The 16,888-nt window shown below is 72.7% G+C and carries 11 protein-coding genes and 1 pseudogene; 5 read left to right on the top strand and 7 right to left on the bottom strand.

Annotated elements, in window-relative coordinates:
* The first annotated feature begins 87 nt into the window (after positions 1-87).
* Complete coding sequence (locus tag AB0K09_RS07170) at positions 88-993, top strand: LysR substrate-binding domain-containing protein (RefSeq protein WP_366064283.1); 906 nt, start codon at positions 88-90, stop codon at positions 991-993.
* Here the strand turns inward: AB0K09_RS07170 and AB0K09_RS07165 are convergent.
* Positions 990-1,475: a DUF1772 domain-containing protein gene (locus AB0K09_RS07165; RefSeq protein WP_366064282.1), complete on the bottom strand. Its 486-nt coding sequence runs from the start codon at positions 1,473-1,475 to the stop codon at positions 990-992. The genes AB0K09_RS07170 and AB0K09_RS07165 overlap by 4 nt on opposite strands.
* 57 nt (positions 1,476-1,532) lie before the next feature.
* On the bottom strand, positions 1,533-2,183 hold the full coding sequence (locus AB0K09_RS07160; RefSeq protein ID WP_366064281.1) for a maleylpyruvate isomerase family mycothiol-dependent enzyme: 651 nt from the start codon (positions 2,181-2,183) through the stop codon (positions 1,533-1,535).
* A gap of 71 nt (positions 2,184-2,254) precedes the next feature.
* Between AB0K09_RS07160 and AB0K09_RS07155 the strand changes: the two genes are divergently transcribed.
* Complete coding sequence (locus tag AB0K09_RS07155) at positions 2,255-3,208, top strand: LysR family transcriptional regulator (RefSeq protein ID WP_366064280.1); 954 nt, start codon at positions 2,255-2,257, stop codon at positions 3,206-3,208.
* A 13-nt stretch (positions 3,209-3,221) separates the two neighbouring features.
* Here AB0K09_RS07155 and AB0K09_RS07150 read toward each other — a convergent pair whose 3' ends face one another.
* A complete protein-coding gene (locus tag AB0K09_RS07150; RefSeq protein WP_366064279.1) occupies positions 3,222-4,010 on the bottom strand; it encodes an alpha/beta hydrolase in 789 nt (262 codons plus the stop codon).
* A gap of 153 nt (positions 4,011-4,163) precedes the next feature.
* On the opposite strand from AB0K09_RS07150, the gene AB0K09_RS07145 reads away from it, so the two are divergent.
* Both AB0K09_RS07145 and AB0K09_RS07140 read left to right on the top strand, forming a co-directional pair.
* The gene (locus tag AB0K09_RS07145) at positions 4,164-5,045 is read left to right on the top strand and encodes a LysR substrate-binding domain-containing protein (RefSeq protein ID WP_366064278.1); all 882 of its coding nucleotides are present in this window, start codon (positions 4,164-4,166) and stop codon (positions 5,043-5,045) included.
* 77 nt (positions 5,046-5,122) lie between these two features.
* Positions 5,123-6,166, top strand: a complete 1,044-nt coding sequence (locus AB0K09_RS07140; RefSeq protein ID WP_366064277.1) for a vWA domain-containing protein — start codon at positions 5,123-5,125, stop codon at positions 6,164-6,166.
* A 46-nt stretch (positions 6,167-6,212) separates the two neighbouring features.
* Here AB0K09_RS07140 and glgB read toward each other — a convergent pair whose 3' ends face one another.
* From glgB to AB0K09_RS07120, 4 genes are all read right to left on the bottom strand, one after another.
* Positions 6,213-8,432 (bottom strand): 1,4-alpha-glucan branching enzyme, encoded by a 2,220-nt coding sequence (gene glgB / locus AB0K09_RS07135; protein WP_366064296.1) that lies wholly within the window; start codon positions 8,430-8,432, stop codon positions 6,213-6,215.
* A gap of 50 nt (positions 8,433-8,482) precedes the next feature.
* Positions 8,483-9,952, bottom strand: a complete 1,470-nt coding sequence (locus AB0K09_RS07130) for a maltokinase (RefSeq protein WP_366064276.1) — start codon at positions 9,950-9,952, stop codon at positions 8,483-8,485.
* Positions 9,953-10,184: 232 nt separating this feature from the next.
* Positions 10,185-11,903 (bottom strand): maltose alpha-D-glucosyltransferase, encoded by a 1,719-nt coding sequence (gene treS / locus AB0K09_RS07125; protein ID WP_366064275.1) that lies wholly within the window; start codon positions 11,901-11,903, stop codon positions 10,185-10,187.
* The gene (locus tag AB0K09_RS07120) at positions 11,900-13,894 is read right to left on the bottom strand and encodes an alpha-1,4-glucan--maltose-1-phosphate maltosyltransferase (RefSeq protein WP_366064274.1); all 1,995 of its coding nucleotides are present in this window, start codon (positions 13,892-13,894) and stop codon (positions 11,900-11,902) included. The genes treS and AB0K09_RS07120 overlap by 4 nt, the downstream gene beginning before the upstream one ends.
* A 490-nt stretch (positions 13,895-14,384) precedes the next feature.
* On the opposite strand from AB0K09_RS07120, the pseudogene glgP reads away from it, so the two are divergent.
* Positions 14,385-16,820 (top strand): annotated as a pseudogene (gene glgP, locus AB0K09_RS07115) (alpha-glucan family phosphorylase); the annotation flags it as partial.
* Positions 16,821-16,888 lie beyond the last annotated feature (68 nt).

Genomic DNA, 16,888 nt, shown 5'->3' with positions numbered 1-16,888 from the left:
GGGAGGGGTGGGAACGCCTTCGATTCTGGTCGCGCGGGGGAGGGGTTGACCAAGACCGGTTGAGCACCGTCCCGATACCCTGCGGGTATGGCGATCGATCTGCGGCTCCTGCGCTACGTGGTGGCGGTGGCCGACGAGGGCGGGTTCCAGAAGGCCGCCGACCGGCTGCACATGGCCCAGCCGCCGCTGAGCCGGCAGATCGCCGCGCTCGAACGCGAGCTGGGCGTACGGCTCTTCGAGCGGCGGCCCACCCGGCTCACCGAGCCCGGCAAGGTCTTCGTGGAGGGCGCGCGCGGCCTCCTCGCCGACGCCGACACCCTCGTCGAACGGACCGTGCGCGCCGCGCACGGCGCGGTGGGCAGGCTGCGGCTCGGCTACGTCACCAGCGCCGCGTACTGGGCGGTGCCCACCCTGCTCTCCGCCATGGGTGCCCGCCACCCCGGAGTCCGCGTCGAGACCCGCGAGATGTGGTCGGCCGACCTCGCCGCCGCGCTGGAACGCGACGAGATCGACGCCGCGCTCTCCCGCAGCCTCCCGCACCTGCCCGGCCTCGCGCGCCTCGCACTCGCCCGCGAGGACCTCGTCGTGGTCGTCGCCGCGGGCCACCGGCTGGCCGGCCGGGCGGAGCTGTCGCTGCGCGAGCTGCGCGGCGACACGCTGCGGATCATCCGGCGCGACATCGCGCCCGCCTTCCACGACGCGCTCCTCGCCGCGCTCCACGGGGCGCTCCACGGCGCCGGCGAACGCTTCCCGGTCGAGGAGGAACCCGTGCCGGGCTTCCGGCACCTCGTCCTGGACGACCACGCCTTCACCGTCGTCCCGCGGACCCTGACCCGCCACCTGCCACCCGGCACGGCGGCCCTGCGCGTCCGCGACGAACTGCCCGCCTCCGTCCTGGAACTCGTCTGGCGCGAGAACGCGCCGGCCCCGCCCCTGCCGCTGCTGGTACGGGCCGCGCGAACACTGACGGACCGGCCGGCGCCGGCGGTCTAGGCCGTTTCCCGCTGCTCGCCCGCCCCCGGGGGCACGCGCAGGGCGAGGAGGACGAGCAGGCCGAACGCCACCACGGCGGTGACGGTGCGGGCGTCGTTGAACAGCTCCCAGCGGCGCAGGACACGCGCGTGGTCGGCCGGTGGCACGGTGGCGGCCCATTGCTTGATGCGGCCGTTGATCGGGACGTTCCCGAACCGCGTGATCAGGAAGGACGCGACCGTCAGGAACCCCGCCGCACCTGCGAGGAGCCGGGTCCGGCCGCGCGTCAGGGCGGCCAGGGCGAGGGAGCTGAGGGCCGAGACCGCCATCGCCCCCTGCATGGTGATCCCGTTCATCTTCATCAGCTCGGCATGGAAGTCGAGTCTCATCTCGATCGGCACGGCGTTGAAGGTGGGGACGAGATTGGCGGCGCCGTAGCCGAAGGCGCCGGCGAGCAGGCCGGTGGAGAGCAGGGACAGTCCCTGGAGGAGTCGGATGCGCATGGTGGGGCTCCTGGGGGGCGCGGGAGGTGGCCGGTTGGTGGCCGGGTGGTGCCGGGTTCAGGCGGTGGTGAAGCGGCTGCTCGGCCCGCCCCTGAGCCGGCCGCCCGGGAGCCGGCGGCCGAAGGCGAGCAGGAGGAGGTCCTGGGCGGCGCCGTACACGGGTGAGCCGGACCCGTACGACCAGTCCATGTCCTCGGCGCACAGCCGTACTCCGGCGAGGTCGACGCCGAAGAACCTCAGGCCGCTGGGCCGGACCGTGTCGAGCAGCACGCGCAGCCGGTCCCCGGGGACCCGCCGGTCGAGGCCGAGAGCGACCGTGATGTCCAGCCCGTGCACGACGTCATGGCCGAGAGCCGCCGCGAAGCCGCCGACCGGCGGGGTCCAGGGGTGGTGCGCGCCCTCCCGCAGGAACGTGACGAGGCCGGCGGTGGAATGGGCGGCCGCGTCCCTGCGCGCGACCCGGTCGGTCATGCGGTGCAGGTTCCCCCGCGCCCTGGCCAGTTCGACGAGCGTCGCGGGCAGGGAGAGCCGGAAGCCCATCGACATATGGGCCGCGACCTCGCGGACCCGCCATCCGGCGCACAGGCTCGGCTCGTCCCACTGGTCGGCCCGCAGTCCGTCGAGCAGGTCGGCCAACTCCTGGCGTTCCGCCCCGATCAAGGCCCTGATCCGGGCGTTGTCGTCCGTGCGCGATGTGGTGCTGTTCACCTGATCAAGCCTGCGCCCGGGCGGCCCATATCTCCAATAGATTCATCTGCTGCGATCTAGAATCAACGGTTATGGAGCTCCGCCAGCTGCGCTACTTCGTCACCGTCGTCGAGGAGGGCGGGTTCACGCGCGCCGCCGCCCGGCTGCATCTGGCCCAGCCCGGCCTCAGCGCCCAGATCCGCCAGTTGGAGAAGGAGCTCGGGCAGCCGCTGCTCGACAGGTCCAACCGGTCGGTCACCCCCACCGAGGTGGGCCGTGCCGTCCTGCCGTACGCGCGAGCCGCCCTGGCCGCCGCGGACGCGGTACGGCAGACCGTGGACGAGCACACCGGACTGCTGCGCGGCCGGGTCACACTCGGACTCGTCTCCGGCGCCACCGGCCACGCCTTCGACATCGCCTCGTTCCTCGCGGACTTCCACGACACCCACCCCGCCCTGGAGATCGCACTCACCGAGGACACCTCGGAGCGGATGCAGGCCGCTCTGCTGGCCGGTGAGATCGACATCGCCCTCCTCGGGCCCACCGAGGAACAACCCCCGCCCGGCCTCTCCTACCGGACCGTCATCGACGCCCCACTCGGCGCCGCCGTCGCCCCCGGCGATCCGCTCCTCACCCCCACCGACCGCACCGACGTCCCGCTGGCCGAACTCCGGCACCGGTCGCTGATCTGCCTGCCGCGCGGAACCGGGGTCCGGGCGACCCTCGAACGCGCCTGCGCGCAGGCGGGCTTCCGGCCCCGCGTCACCCTGGAGGCGGCAGCTCCCCACGTGCTCGCGCAGCTGGCCGCCCAGGCCCTGGGCGTGGCCGTGCTGCCCCTCGGCGAGGAGGAGCAGGGCCCCGGCGGGCCGCTGCGCACCCTGCGGATCGTCGAACCCCGCATGCGTGCCCGCATCGTCCTCGCCTGGCGGGCCACCGGACCCCCGGGCCCCGCGGCCCGGGCGCTCCTCGACCGCCTGCGCGAGGTCCTGCCGGAGACACCCTCGGCCCGCGTCGCGTCCCCTGGCCGGCCCGGCCGGCCCGGCTGACCCGGCGGGCGCGTCACGCCGGGACGGGCGCCATCCGGTCCAGAGCCGCCCGCAGCGCGGTGTTGAAGACGGCGGGCCGCTCCTGGTGCGGCATGTGGGCGGCGCCCTCGACGACCTCGAACCAGCCCTGCGGCGTCAGCCCGGCCAGGGTCTCGGAGACCTCGGCGGGGATCTCGGTGTCGAGCCGGCCGTGCAGGAAGACCGCCGGGACCCGGAGCCGGGGCAGCCGCGGCCGCGGGTCGTAGTCCAGGGCCTCGGGGAACAGCGCGTCGATGAACACGCCCGAGTCGAGGATCTGCCGCACGGTCCGGTCGACCGTGGCCCGGCTCGTCGCGGAGCCGAACCAGTTGGGCACCCAGCCGGCCACGCTGCCGGCCCGGTCGGCGGCCAACCCGCCGAGCAGTGCGTCGAGTTGCGCCGCCATGCCCTGGCCCGGCCAGTGGCCGGGACCGTCGACGGACACCACGCCGCCGATGCGGTCCGGCGCCGCCAGGGCGGCCTCCAGGGCGAAGGTGGCGCCGATCGAACTGCCCACCAGGACCGGGTGGCCGAGGGACAGCAGATCCGTCAGGGCGAGGACGTCCGCGACGTTGCCGGCCAGGGTGTTGCCGGTCGCCGGGTGGTCGGAGCGGCCGCAGCCCCGCCAGTCCACGGTGATCACCCGGTGGTCGCGGGCCAGCCCGGCGACCTGGGCGTCCCAGACCCGGCCGGTGGTGCCCCAGCCGTGCAGGAACACCACCGGGCGCCCGGCGCCCCGGTCCTCGTAGTGCAGCTCGATCCCGTTGACCTTCGCGTACGACATCGCCGTCCCGCCCTCCGCCGGGGCCACCGCCCGTGCGGTGGCGCTGAAACCATTCCACCGGCCGTGGCGGCGGCGACCAACGAGCGTTCCGCTCCTACACTGATCGATGAACGTGATGAATCCAGCGTGATGGATCCAGGGGGTGGGCGCCGGGTGGAACTGCGCCAGGTCCGGTACTTCCTCGCGGTGGCCGAGGAGCTCCACTTCGGCCGGGCCGCGGAGCGGCTGCACATCGTGCAGGCGACGGTCAGCCAGCAGATCCGGCGGCTGGAGCGGGAACTCGGCGTGACGCTCTTCGACCGCACCACCCGCAGCGTCGCCCTGACGCCGGCCGGCAGCGTCTTCGTACCCAAGGCCCGCGCCCTCGTGGCCGCCGAGCAGGCGGCGCTGGAGGCGATGGCCGCGATCCGGGCCGAACGGACCGCGCTGATCCGCGTCGGCACCAACGTCGGGCTCGGCGTCCGGCTGGAGCGGCTGCTGGACGCCCTGGCCCACCGGGCGCCGGACCTCACCGTCGAGCTGGTCAGCGCGGCGCCGGCGGACCGGCTGCAACGGGTACGGGACGGGGAACTCGACGCCGCCTTCGTCCGCGGGGTCACCCGCAGCCCGGGCCTGGAACTGATCCCGGTCTGGTCCGAGCACCTGGTGGTCGCCCTGCCCGCGAGCCACCCGCTCGCCACCCGGGAGGGCGTCCGGCTCGCCGACCTGGCGGGCATGCCGCTGCGGATCGCGCCGCGCGAGGCGAATCCGCACCTGGTCGACCTGCTCCTCGACGCCTGCCGGTCGGCCGGCTTCGAGCCCGTCCTCGGACCGCCGTTCACCACCGACCAGGACACCCTCGCCGCGATCGGCGCCGGCCGGTCCCACTGGACCGTCTTCTACGCCACCCAGGCCGCCCTGCTGCCGGCGACCCGCACCGTCTTCCGTCCGTTCACCGGCCCGGCGCCGACCATGCCGACGTACCTGGCGGTCCGCGAGGGAGCCACCGCACGAGGCCTGGCCGCGCTCCTGGACGCCTGTCACCGAGTCGCCTGACGAAAGCCGTCGGGACCGATTGTCAGTGGTGGGTGAGAAGGTGTGAGCACCTAGTCGGAACGAGGGGGAGCGCTTTCATGTCCGGAAGCCAGAACTACATCAATCACGTTGCTCTTGTGCTGGACGCCAGTTCGTCCATGTCGCACCTCAGCGGAAAGGTCGTCGAGGTCGCCGACCAGCAGATTGCCTATCTGGCCCGCCGGTCGAAGGAACTCGACCAGGAGACCCGCGTGACGGTGTACGTATTCGCCAACACCGTGGAATGCGTCATCTACGACAAGGACGTGCTGCGCATGCCGTCCCTGAAGCAGCTGTACCGGGTCGGCGGAATGACGGCTCTGCTGGCGGCCACGCTGAAGTCGCAGCGGGAGCTGGCGCAGACGGCCCAGCTCTACGGCGACCACAGCTTCCTCACGTTCGTCCTGACCGACGGCCAGGAGAACGCGAGCCACCGCTGCCCGGACGCCCCCGCCGGGGACCCGCGGGCGCTCGTCCAGGCCGTCTCCGAGCTGATCGAGACGCAGGACGACAACTGGACACTGGCCGTCCTGGTGCCGGACCAGATGGGCAAGCGCGAGGCCATGCAGTGCGGCTTCCCGAAGGACAACATCGCCGTCTGGGACGCCACGAGCACCCAGGGTCTGCAGGAGGCCGGGCAGGTCATCCAGGAGGCCACCGAGAAATTCATGGTGGGCCGCACCAAGGGCATCCGGGGATCGCGGGCCGTGTTCTCCACGGGTGCGGAAGCGGTCAACAAGGACACCATCGAGGCAGCCGGCCTCACCCCGGTGAATCCGTCGGAATACCAGCTGATTCCGGTGGCGCGGGAAGCGGCCATCCGGGAATGGGTCGTCGAAAGCGGGCACACGTACCGCACCGGTTGTGCGTTCTATCAGCTGAGCAAATCGGAGAAGGTCCAGGCGCGAAAGCAGATAGCCGTGCTGGAGAAGAAGACGGACCGGGTCTACACGGGGCCGGAGGCCCGGGCCCTGCTCGGTCTGCCGGACGTGGAAGTCCGCGTCAAGCCGGACCACAACGACGAGTTCACGATCTTCGTGCAGAGCACCAGCGTGAACCGGAAGCTGGTGCCGAACACGCGGCTGCTGCTGATGACGAGCTGACGCCCCGGGAGCCCCCGCCGGGTGGGCCGGGGGCTCCCTTCGCGGCTCACCCCGGGCGGAACCAGACCGTGGCCAGCGGCGGCAGCACCGGGACGACGCTGTGCCGGCGGCCGTGCCAGGCCGTGGGCTCGGCCTTCAGCGGATCCGGGTTGCCGACACCGCCACCCCCGTACCCGGCGGCATCCGTGTTGAGCACCTCCTGCCACACCGCGACCCCGCCCGGCACGCCCAGCCGGTAGCCGTGCCGGACCACCGGCGAGAAGTTGCAGACGGCCAGCAGCGGCGAGCGTCCCGCGTCGTACCGCAGGAACGCCAGCACGTTGTCCTCGGCCGCGTCACCCACCACCCACTCGAAGCCCTCCGGTGACGTGTCCCGCTCCCACAGCGCCGGCGTGGCCCGGTAGTGCCGGTTCAGATCGCGCACCAGGTCCCGTACGCCCCGGTGGTCCGGCTCGGCCGAGTAGGAGGGATCGAGCAGCCACCAGTCCGGGCCGTGGCTCTCGGACCACTCCGCGCCCTGCGCGAACTCCTGCCCCATGAAAAGCAGTTGCTTGCCGGGGTGCGCCCACATGAAGCCCAGGAACGCCCGGTGATTGGCGCGCTGCTGCCACCAGTCGCCCGGCATCTTCGACACCAGCGACCGCTTGCCGTGCACCACCTCGTCGTGCGAGATCGGCAGCACGTAGTTCTCGCTGTAGGCATAGACCATGGCGAAGGTCATCTCGCCGTGGTGGTACTTGCGGTGCACGGGCTCCTTGGCCATGTACTCCAGCGAGTCGTGCATCCAGCCCATGTTCCACTTCAGCCCGAACCCCAGGCCGCCGAAGCCCCCCGCGCCGGTCAGATGCGTGGCCCGGGTGACGCCGTCCCAGGCGGTGGACTCCTCGGCGATCGTCACGACGCCCGGGCAGCGCCGGTAGACGGTGGCGTTCATCTCCTGGAGGAACGCCACCGCGTCGAGGTTCTCCCGGCCGCCGTGCGCGTTGGGCGTCCACTGGCCCGGCTCGCGCGAGTAGTCGAGGTAGAGCATCGACGCCACCGCGTCCACCCGCAGCCCGTCGACGTGGAACTCCTCGCACCAGTACACGGCGTTCGCCACGAGGAAGTTGCGCACCTCCCGGCGCCCGTAGTCGAACTCCAGCGTCCCCCAGTCCGGGTGCGCGGCCCGCAGCGGGTCCTGGTGCTCGTACAGCGGCCGGCCGTCGAACTCCGCCAGCGCCCAGTCGTCCTTCGGGAAGTGCGCCGGCACCCAGTCGACGAGCACCCCGATGCCGGCCCGGTGCAGCGCGTCGACGAGGTGCTTGAAGTCGTCCGGGGTACCCAGCCGGGCGGTCGGCGCGTAGAAGCCGGTGACCTGGTAGCCCCATGAGCCGCCGAAGGGGTGCTCGGCGACCGGCATCAGCTCCACGTGCGTGAACCCCAGGTCCTTGACGTACGCGGGCAGCTGCTCCGCCAGCTGCCGGTAGGTGAGCCCCGGCCGCCACGACGGCAGGTGCACCTCGTAGACCGAGAACGGCGCCTCGTGCACCGGCCGGGCCGTGCGCCGCGCCAGCCATGCCGAGTCCCGCCACTGGTGGCGCGAGACGTGCACGATCGAGGCGTTCGCCGGCGGCACCTCGGTGCGCCGGGCCATCGGGTCGGCGCGCATCGTCAGCGAGCCGTCGGGCCGGGTGATCTGGAACTTGTACAGCGCGCCCTCGCCGACCCCGGGCAGGAAGAGCTCCCACACGCCCGTCCCGCCGAGCGAGCGCATGGGGTGCCCGGTGCCGTCCCAGTAGTTGAAGTCGCCGACCACCCGCACGCCGCGCGCGTTCGGCGCCCACACGGTGAACCGGGTGCCGGCCACGCCCTGGTGGGTCATCGGCTGCGCGCCGAGCGCCTTCCACAGCTGCTCGTGGCGGCCCTCGCCGATCAGGTGCAGGTCCAGCTCGCCGAGCGCGGGCAGGAAGCGGTACGGGTCCTCGGTCTCCACGACGGTGTCCGCGTACCGCACGAGCAGCCGGTAGACGGGGACGGAGGCGTGCGGCAGCAGCCCGGCGAAGAACCCGTCCCCCTCGTCCGACAGCGGCACCCGCAGGCCGTCGGCGAGCACGGTCACACCCTCGGCGAACGGCCGCAGGACCCGCACGAGGACCTTGCCGTCGACGGTACGCGCGCCGAGAACGGCATGCGGATCATGATGCGTGCCGGACAGCAAGCGGCCCCGGTCCTCGGCCGGCAGCTCGGGGTAACGAATGGGCGGGCGGGAGGAAGCCGGACCCCCCAGAAACGTGGCGGGCACAGGACGGCCCGAAGAATCACACGGCGGCGACGGATTCACTTCGCGGGCCCTCCCAGGGGAACGAGCCGCCGGATGGCGGACAGCGGAACGGACAGCCAGTCCGGCCGGTGCCGGGCTTCGTACAGGACCTCGTAGACCGCCTTGTCCGTCTCGTGCGCCCGCAGCAGACAGGGGTCCTCCCGGGGATCGCGGTGCACGGCCGCGTACCCCTCGCAGAACGCCGCGCGCGCCCGCTCGGCCCAGTCGGTGCCCGCCGCGTGCCCCACCGCCGCGGCGTAGTCGAAGGAGCGCAGCATGCCCGCGATGTCCCGGGCCACCGGTTGCGGGCGGCGGCGCTCGGCCAGCGGGCGCGCGGGCTCGCCCTCGAAGTCGATGAGGGACCAGCGGCCGTCCTCGGCCGTGCGCAGGGCCTGCCCCAGATGGAGGTCGCCGTGCACCCGCTGGGCCCGGCAGGTGCGCCCGTCACGACCGAGGGCGGCGAACTCCTCGTAGGTGGCGCGCAGCGCGGCCCGGTACGGGCGCAGCGCGGGCACCGCGTCGGCGGTGGCCTCCAGACGGTGGATCATCCCGGCCGCGAGCGCCTCCAGCTGGGGGCGGCGCAGGACGGCGGTGGGCAGCGCCTCGGCGAGCGCCTGGTGCACCTCGGCCGTGGCGTGGCCCAGGGCACGGGCGGAGGCCGTGAAGTCGGCACGCACGGCCAGCGCGCCGAGGGCCAGCTGCCAGCCGTCGGCGGAGCCGGCCAGATAGGGCTGGAGGACGCCCAGCGTCACCGGCTCGCCGCCGGTGCCGGGCGGCTCGGCCTCGAACCAGGCGGCCGGTGCCGGGACGCGTGCGCAGCCCGTCTTCGCGAGGGCGCGCGGCAGTTCGAGGTCCGGGTTGACGCCCGGGCCGACCCGCCGGAAGAGCTTGAGGATGAACGCGTCGCCGTACACCGCCGAGGAGTTGGACTGCTCGGCACTGAGCAGCCGGGGCACCAGACCGGGCGGGATGGAGACGTCCGGCTCGCGGCTGAACCGCAGCCGGCCGAGCCGGCCGGGCACGCGCAGCCGCTCCAGCAGCAGCGCCGCCAGCCGGGGGTCGGCGAGCCCCTCGTAGACGGTGCGGCCGTGCAGCGGTCCGCCGGCCGGGCGGCCGATGAGGGCGGGGGCGAGGTGCGGGGGGAGGGTGTCCTGCACGCCGAGCAGCAGCTGGTAGCAGTCCTCGGTGCCGGGGGAGACGCCGGGCGCGCCCGGCTGCTGGGCCCGGACGAGCAGGTGCAGCAGCCCGGGTGCGGTGCCGCCGGACGAGCGGGGGAGCAGCTCGGTCGCGCTGACGAGCGCGAAGCCGGTGATCGGCCGGCCCTTGCCGGCGAACCAGCGCTGGCGGGGCAGCCACTCCGCGAGCAGCGGGACGAGGGAGGCGAGCAGCGCGGACGCCCGGCGCTCTCCGTCGGGGCCGGAGGGCGGCGACGGCGTGGGTGGTCGTGCGGTTCCCGGCCGTAGGGCCTCCGGTGCAGCGTCCGACATGGCGTCGCGTCCTTTCCCCGGGGCACACGACAGTTTTGGGCAAAGTGTCCCGGATTGCGGCTTGTGGTGGTGCGCAAGGAGGGGACGTGTCGGGCGGGGGATTTCCCGGCCCGGCCCGTGCGGAGGGGCGGCGGTGCGGCCTTGCTGGGCGGCTTCCCCGGGTGCGGAAGCGGAAACGCCCGTGCGCGCCGGGGTGGGGCACGCACGGGAGGGCGTTCGGTGCGGCGGGCGGTCAGTGCACCGTGCCGGCGGGCGCCGTGTCGCGGCGCAGCCGGAACCAGTAGAAGCCGTGGCCCGCGAGGGTGAGCAGGTACGGCAGTTCACCGATGGCCGGGAAGCGGACGCCGCCGATGAGCTCGACGGGGTGGCGGGTGGCGAAGGCCCGCAGGTCCAGTTCGGTCGGCTGTGCGAAGCGCGAGAAGTTGTTCACGCACAGGACGAGGTCGTCGCCGTGCTCGCGCAGGAAGGCGAGCACCGCCGGGTTGCTGGAGGGCAGTTCGGTGTACGAGCCCAGGCCGAAGGCCGGGTTCTGCTTGCGGATCTCGATCATCCGGCGGGTCCAGTGCAGCAGCGACGAGGGACTGCTCATGGCCGCCTCGACATTGGTGACCTGGTAGCCGTAGACCGGGTCCATGATGGTCGGCAGGTACAGCCGCCCGGGGTCGCAGGAGGAGAAGCCGGCGTTGCGGTCGGGCGTCCACTGCATGGGCGTGCGCACGGCGTCCCGGTCGCCGAGCCAGATGTTGTCGCCCATGCCGATCTCGTCGCCGTAGTAGAGGATCGGCGAGCCGGGCAGCGACAGCAGCAGCGCCGTGAACAGCTCGATCTGGTTGCGGTCGTTGTCCAGCAGCGGGGCGAGCCGGCGCCGGATGCCGATGTTGGCGCGCATCCGGGGGTCCTTGGCGTACTCCGCCCACATGTAGTCGCGCTCTTCGTCCGTGACCATCTCGAGCGTGAGCTCGTCGTGGTTGCGCAGGAAGACGCCCCACTGGCAGCCCGAGGGGATCGCCGGGGTCTTGGCGAGGATCTCCGAGACCGGGTAGCGCGACTCGCGGCGCACGGCCATGAAGATGCGGGGCATCACGGGGAAGTGGAACGCCATGTGGCACTCGTCCCCGCCCTTGCCGTAGTCGCCGAAGTAGTCGACCACGTCCTCCGGCCACTGGTTGGCCTCGGCCAGCAGCACCGTGTCCGGGTAGTGCGCGTCGATCTCGGCGCGCACCCGCTTGAGGAAGCGGTGCGACTGCGGCAGGTTCTCGCAGTTGGTGCCCTCCTCGGCGAAGAGGTAGGGCACGGCGTCGAGCCGGAAGCCGTCGATGCCCAGGTCCAGCCAGAACCGCAGCGCCGCCAGGATCTCCTCCTGCACCGCCGGGTTCTCGTAGTTGAGATCCGGCTGGTGGGAGAAGAACCGGTGCCAGTAGTACTGCTTGCGCACCGGGTCGAAGGTCCAGTTCGACGTCTCGGTGTCGACGAAGATGATCCGCGCGTCCTGGTACTGCTTGTCGTCGTCGGCCCACATGTAGTAGTCGCCGTACGGACCGTCGGGGTCGGTGCGCGACTGCTGGAACCACTCGTGCTGATCGCTCGTATGGTTCATGACAAAGTCGATGATGACGCGCATGCCGCGCTGGTGCGCCGCGTCCACGAACTCCACGAAGTCCGCCAGGTCGCCGAACTCCGGCAGCACCGAGGTGTAGTCGGAGACGTCGTAGCCGCCGTCGCGCAGCGGCGAGCGGAAGAACGGCGGCAGCCACAGGCAGTCGACGCCGAGCCACTGGAGGTAGTCCAGCTTGGCCGTCAGCCCCTTGAGGTCGCCGATGCCGTCGCCGTCGCTGTCCTGGAAGGACCGGACGAGCACCTCGTAGAAGACGGCGCGCTTGAACCAGTCGGGATCGCGGTCCTTGGCGGGCGTGTCCTCGAACGTGTCGGGGACGGGCTCATTGACGATCATGATGTGGGTGACCCTCCGATCGGTGAGGACGGTCGCAGCGAGAATACGTGCGCGGGCGCGAGGGCGCGGCCCGGCTCGAGGCGCACATAGTTGTCCCTGCCCCAGTGATAGGTCTCTCCGGTGAGCTCGTCGCGCACCGGCACGGAATCGCCCCACGCGAGGCCGAGTTCCGGCATGTCCAACGAGACCGTCGCCTCCTGGGTGTGGTGGGGGTCGAGGTTGACGACCGTGAGCACGCAGGAGCCGCCCGAGCGCTTGGAGTAGGCGATGACCGCGTCGTTGTCGGTGTGGTGGAAGCGCAGGTTGCGCAGGTACCGCAGGGCCGGCTGACGCCTCCTCAGCCGGTTCAGGAGCGTGATCAGCGGGGCCAGGCTGCGGCCCTCCCGCTCGGCCGCCGCCCAGTCGCGCGGCCGCAGTTGGTACTTCTCCGAGTCCAGGTACTCCTCGCTGCCCTCGCGCACCGGGGTGTTCTCGCACAGCTCGTAGCCGGCGTAGACGCCCCACGAGGGCGAGAGCGTCGCCGCGAGCACGGCCCGGACCTCGAAGGCTGGGCGGCCACCGTGCTGGAGGTAGGCGTGCAGGATGTCCGGCGTGTTCACGAAGAGGTTGGGCCGCATCACGGCGGCCGACTCCCGGGACAGCTCCGTCAGATAGTCGGTGATCTCCTGCTTGCCGTTGCGCCAGGTGAAGTAGGTGTACGACTGCTGGAACCCGACGGCGCCCAGCGTGCGCATCATCGCGGGCCGGGTGAACGCCTCGGCCAGGAAGACCACGTCGGGATCGGTCCGGCCGATCTCCGCGATCACCCGCTCCCAGAACACCACGGGCTTGGTGTGCGGGTTGTCGACCCGGAAGATCCGCACACCGTGCGCCATCCACAGCCGCAGCACCCGCAGCGTCTCCCGGACCAGCCCCTCGAAGTCCTCGTCGAACGCCAGCGGATAGATGTCCTGGTACTTCTTCGGCGGATTCTCGGCGAAGGCGATCGTGCCGTCGGCCCGGTGGTGGAACCACTCCGGGTGCTTGCCCACCCACGGATGGTCCGGGGAGCACTGGAGCGCGAAGTCCAGCGCCACCTCCATGCGCAGCTCCCGCGCCCGCGCCACGAAGTGGTCGAAGTCCTCGAAGGTGCCGAGGTCCGGGTGGATCGCGTCGTGCCCGCCCTCGGCCGAGCCGATCGCCCAGGGGCTGCCCACGTCGTACGGCCCCGCGGTGAGCGCGTTGTTCGGGCCCTTGCGGTAGGAGACGCCGATGGGGTGGACCGGTGGGAGGTAGACGACGTCGAAGCCCATCGCCGCCACCGCCGGCAGCCGCTCCGCGGCCGTACGGAACGTCCCGCTGCGGGGTGGGCCCCCGGCCGGCAGCACCGCGCCCTCCGAGCGGGGGAACAGCTCGTACCAGGAGCCGAACAGCGCCCTTTCGCGCTCCACCAGCACGGGCATCGGCCGGCTCGCCGTCAGCAGCTCGCGCAGCGGGTGCGCGGTGAGCGCGGCCGTGACCTCCGGCTCCAGGGCCGCGGCGAGCCGCTCCCCGGCGGGGCGCCCGGCGTCCCGCAGGACGTCCACGGCGGCCAGCACCGCCTCCCGGCCCCGGCCCTTGGGCACCCCGGCGGCCGCCCGCTCGTACAACTGGGCACCCTCCTGGAGCATCAGCTCCGCGTCCACCCCGGCCGGCACCTTGATCGCCGCGTGGTGGCGCCAGGTGCCGACGGGGTCGCTCCACGCCTCGACCGTGTACGTCCAGCGGCCCTCCGCGTCCGGCGTGACCTCCGCGCCCCAGCGGTCGGTGCCCGGATGCAGCTCGCGCATCGGCGTCCACGGGCCGGACCGCCCGGCGGCGTCCCGCAGCACGACGTTCGCCCCCACCGATTCGTGGCCCTCGCGGAAGACGGTGGCGGTCACCTCGAACGTCTCGCCCACGACCGCCTTGACCGGCCTTCGGCCGCAGTCGACGTGCGGGGAGAGGTCCAGGACGGGGATGCGACCGATCATGGGATCACCTGACGGGAGGGCGGGCGGACGGGGAATCCGGCGGCGGGTCCGGCGAGGTCTCTCTGTATACCGGTTGAGCCTTCCCGGGGGTGCCGCCCCGGCATGCCGGGTCCGGGTGAACTACCGGTGCGTAGTTAGCGTGGCACTGCCCGGGGAGGGCGCCGGGACCGCCGTCACCCGTAGGGAGTCTGCTCGTTGGGCCGAACGCGTGCAATGTGACGACACGGGGTACCCGGCGTCCGGACGGGGGAACGGGCTCCGTACGCCACCTTCGAAGGCCGTAGCGGCATTTGGCCTTCGGGTGTGGTGGTGTAGGCGGGGCGTATTTCGGGCTAGTCCGTTTGCGGTAGCGCGAGTTGATGGGCCGTCGGTGCGGACCTGCGCGTTCCGTCCGGCATGTGGACGGGTCTCTCCGTCCGGGCACTCCACCGGGGGGCGGGACCGGTGAATCTCCACCGGACGGACGGGCCACGCCGCTACCTTCGTCGTCGTGAAGGCCATTCGTCGATTCAGCGTGCGCCCCGTCCTTCCCGAGCCCCTGCGACCGCTCAGCGAGCTGGCGCGCAATCTGCGCTGGTCCTGGCATCCCGAGACACGTGAGTTGTTCCAGGCCGTCGACCCCGAGGAGTGGCGGGCCACCGGCGGTGACCCGGTGCGGCTGCTGGGCGCGGTCAGCGCCGAGCGGCTCGCGGAGCTGGCCGGCGACCGCCGGTTCCTGCGGCGGCTGGCCGCGGCCTCCGAGGACCTGCAGGACTACCTCACCGGCCGGCGCTGGTACCAGGAGCAGCCGCCGGGGCTGCCCCGGGCCGTCGCCTACTTCTCGCCCGAGTTCGGCATCACCGCCGCGCTGCCGCAGTACAGCGGCGGCCTCGGCATCCTCGCCGGCGACCACCTGAAGTCCGCCAGTGACCTCGGCGTGCCCCTGATCGGCGTCGGACTGCTCTACCGGCACGGATACTTCCGGCAGTCCCTCTCCCGCGAAGGCTGGCAGCAGGAGCACTATCCCCTGCTCGACCCGAACGAGCTGCCCCTGGCCCTGCTGCGCGAGCCCGACGGCAGCCCCGCCGGCGTGTCCCTGGCCCTGCCCGGCGGGCGCTGTCTGCGCGCGTACATCTGGCAGGCGCGGGTCGGCCGGGTGCCGCTGCTGCTGCTCGACTCGGACGTCGAGGAGAACGGGCCCGGCGAGCGCGACGTCACCGACCGGCTCTACGGCGGCGGCAGCGAGCACCGGCTGCTCCAGGAGATGCTGCTGGGCATCGGCGGCGTGCGCGCCGTGCGCGCGTACTGCCGGCTCACCGGGCACCCGGAGCCCGAGGTCTTCCACACCAACGAGGGCCACGCCGGCTTCCTCGGACTGGAGCGGATCCGCGAGCTCATCGACCGGGGCGCGGACTTCGACGGAGCCCTGGAGCGGGCGCGCGCGGGCGCCGTCTTCACCACGCACACCCCCGTACCGGCCGGTATCGACCGGTTCGACCGCGAGCTGGTCGCCCGGCACTTCGGCGACGACGGCGAACTGCCCGGGCTGGACCCCGCCCGGGTCCTCGCGCTCGGCGCGGAGGACTATCCCGGCGGCGAGCCGCACGTGTTCAACATGGCCGTGATGGGCCTGCGGCTCGCCCAGCGCGCCAACGGCGTCTCGACCCTGCACGGGAGGGTCAGCCGGGAGATGTTCGCCGGGCTGTGGCCGGGCTTCGACGCCGACGAGGTGCCGATCACCTCGGTGACCAACGGGGTGCACGCCCCCACCTGGGTCGCCCCCGAGGTGTTCCGGCTCGGCGCCCGCCAGATCGGCGTCGGCCGCGCCGAGGACGCGCTCAGTGTCGGCGGCGCCGAGCGCTGGGACTCCGTCGCCGACATCTCCGACGCGGACATCTGGGAGCTCCGCCGCACCCTGCGCGAGCAGCTGGTCGAGGAGGTGCGGCAGCGGCTGCGCGTCTCCTGGCGCGAGCGCGGCGCCGGCAGTGCCGAACTCGGCTGGATCGAGGACGTCCTGGACCCCGGCGTCCTCACCATCGGCTTCGCCCGGCGCGTGCCCTCGTACAAGCGGCTCACCCTGATGCTGCGCGACCGGGAGCGGCTGACGCGACTGCTGCTGCACCCCGAGCGCCCCGTCCAGATCGTCGTCGCGGGCAAGGCCCACCCGGCCGACGACGGCGGCAAGCGCCTGGTGCAGGAGCTCGTCCGGTTCGCCGACGACCCGCGCGTCCGCCACCGCCTGGTCTTCCTGCCCGACTACGGCATGGCCATGGCGCAGAAGCTCTACCCCGGCTGCGACGTGTGGCTGAACAACCCGCTGCGGCCGCTGGAGGCGTGCGGCACCTCGGGAATGAAGGCCGCGCTCAACGGCTGTCTGAACCTCTCCGTCCTCGACGGCTGGTGGGACGAGTGGTACGAGCCCGACTTCGGCTGGGCCATCCCCACCGCCGACGGCGCCGCCGTGGACGAGGACCGCCGCGACGACCTGGAGGCCGCCGCGCTGTACGAGCTGCTGGAGCAGCGGGTCGCGCCGCGCTTCTACGACCGGGGCGCGGACGGGCTGCCCGGCCGCTGGATCGAGATGGTCCGTCACACCCTCGCCAACCTGGGTCCCAAGGTCCTCGCGGGGCGCATGGTGCGCGAGTACGTGGAGCGGCTGTACGGGCCCGCCGCCGAGGCCCAGCGGTCGCTGAGCGCCGAGGCCGCGGAGGAGCTCGCGGCCTGGAAGGCCCGGGTACGGGCGGCCTGGCCGCGGGTGGCCGTCGACCACGTGGAGACCGTCTCGGACACCGAGCTCAACGGCACCGCCGAGCTGGGCTCCACCTTCGGGCTGCGGGTGAGCGTCACCCTCGGCGACCTCGATCCGTCCGACGTCGAGGTGCAGGCCGTCGCCGGCCGGGTGGACCCGGCGGACCGGCTGACGGCGACCGCCACCTTCCCGCTCAAGTTGATCGGGATGTCGATCGGCACCTGGATGACGTTGCCCGAGATCACACCGGGTGATCCCTTGGCGAC

It is taken from the genome of Streptomyces sp. NPDC049577, from assembly GCF_040675635.1.
In the GTDB taxonomy this organism is placed as follows: domain Bacteria; phylum Actinomycetota; class Actinomycetes; order Streptomycetales; family Streptomycetaceae; genus Streptomyces.
Note: the sequence above shows the minus strand (reverse complement) of the source record. Positions and strands in the feature narration are given on the sequence as shown.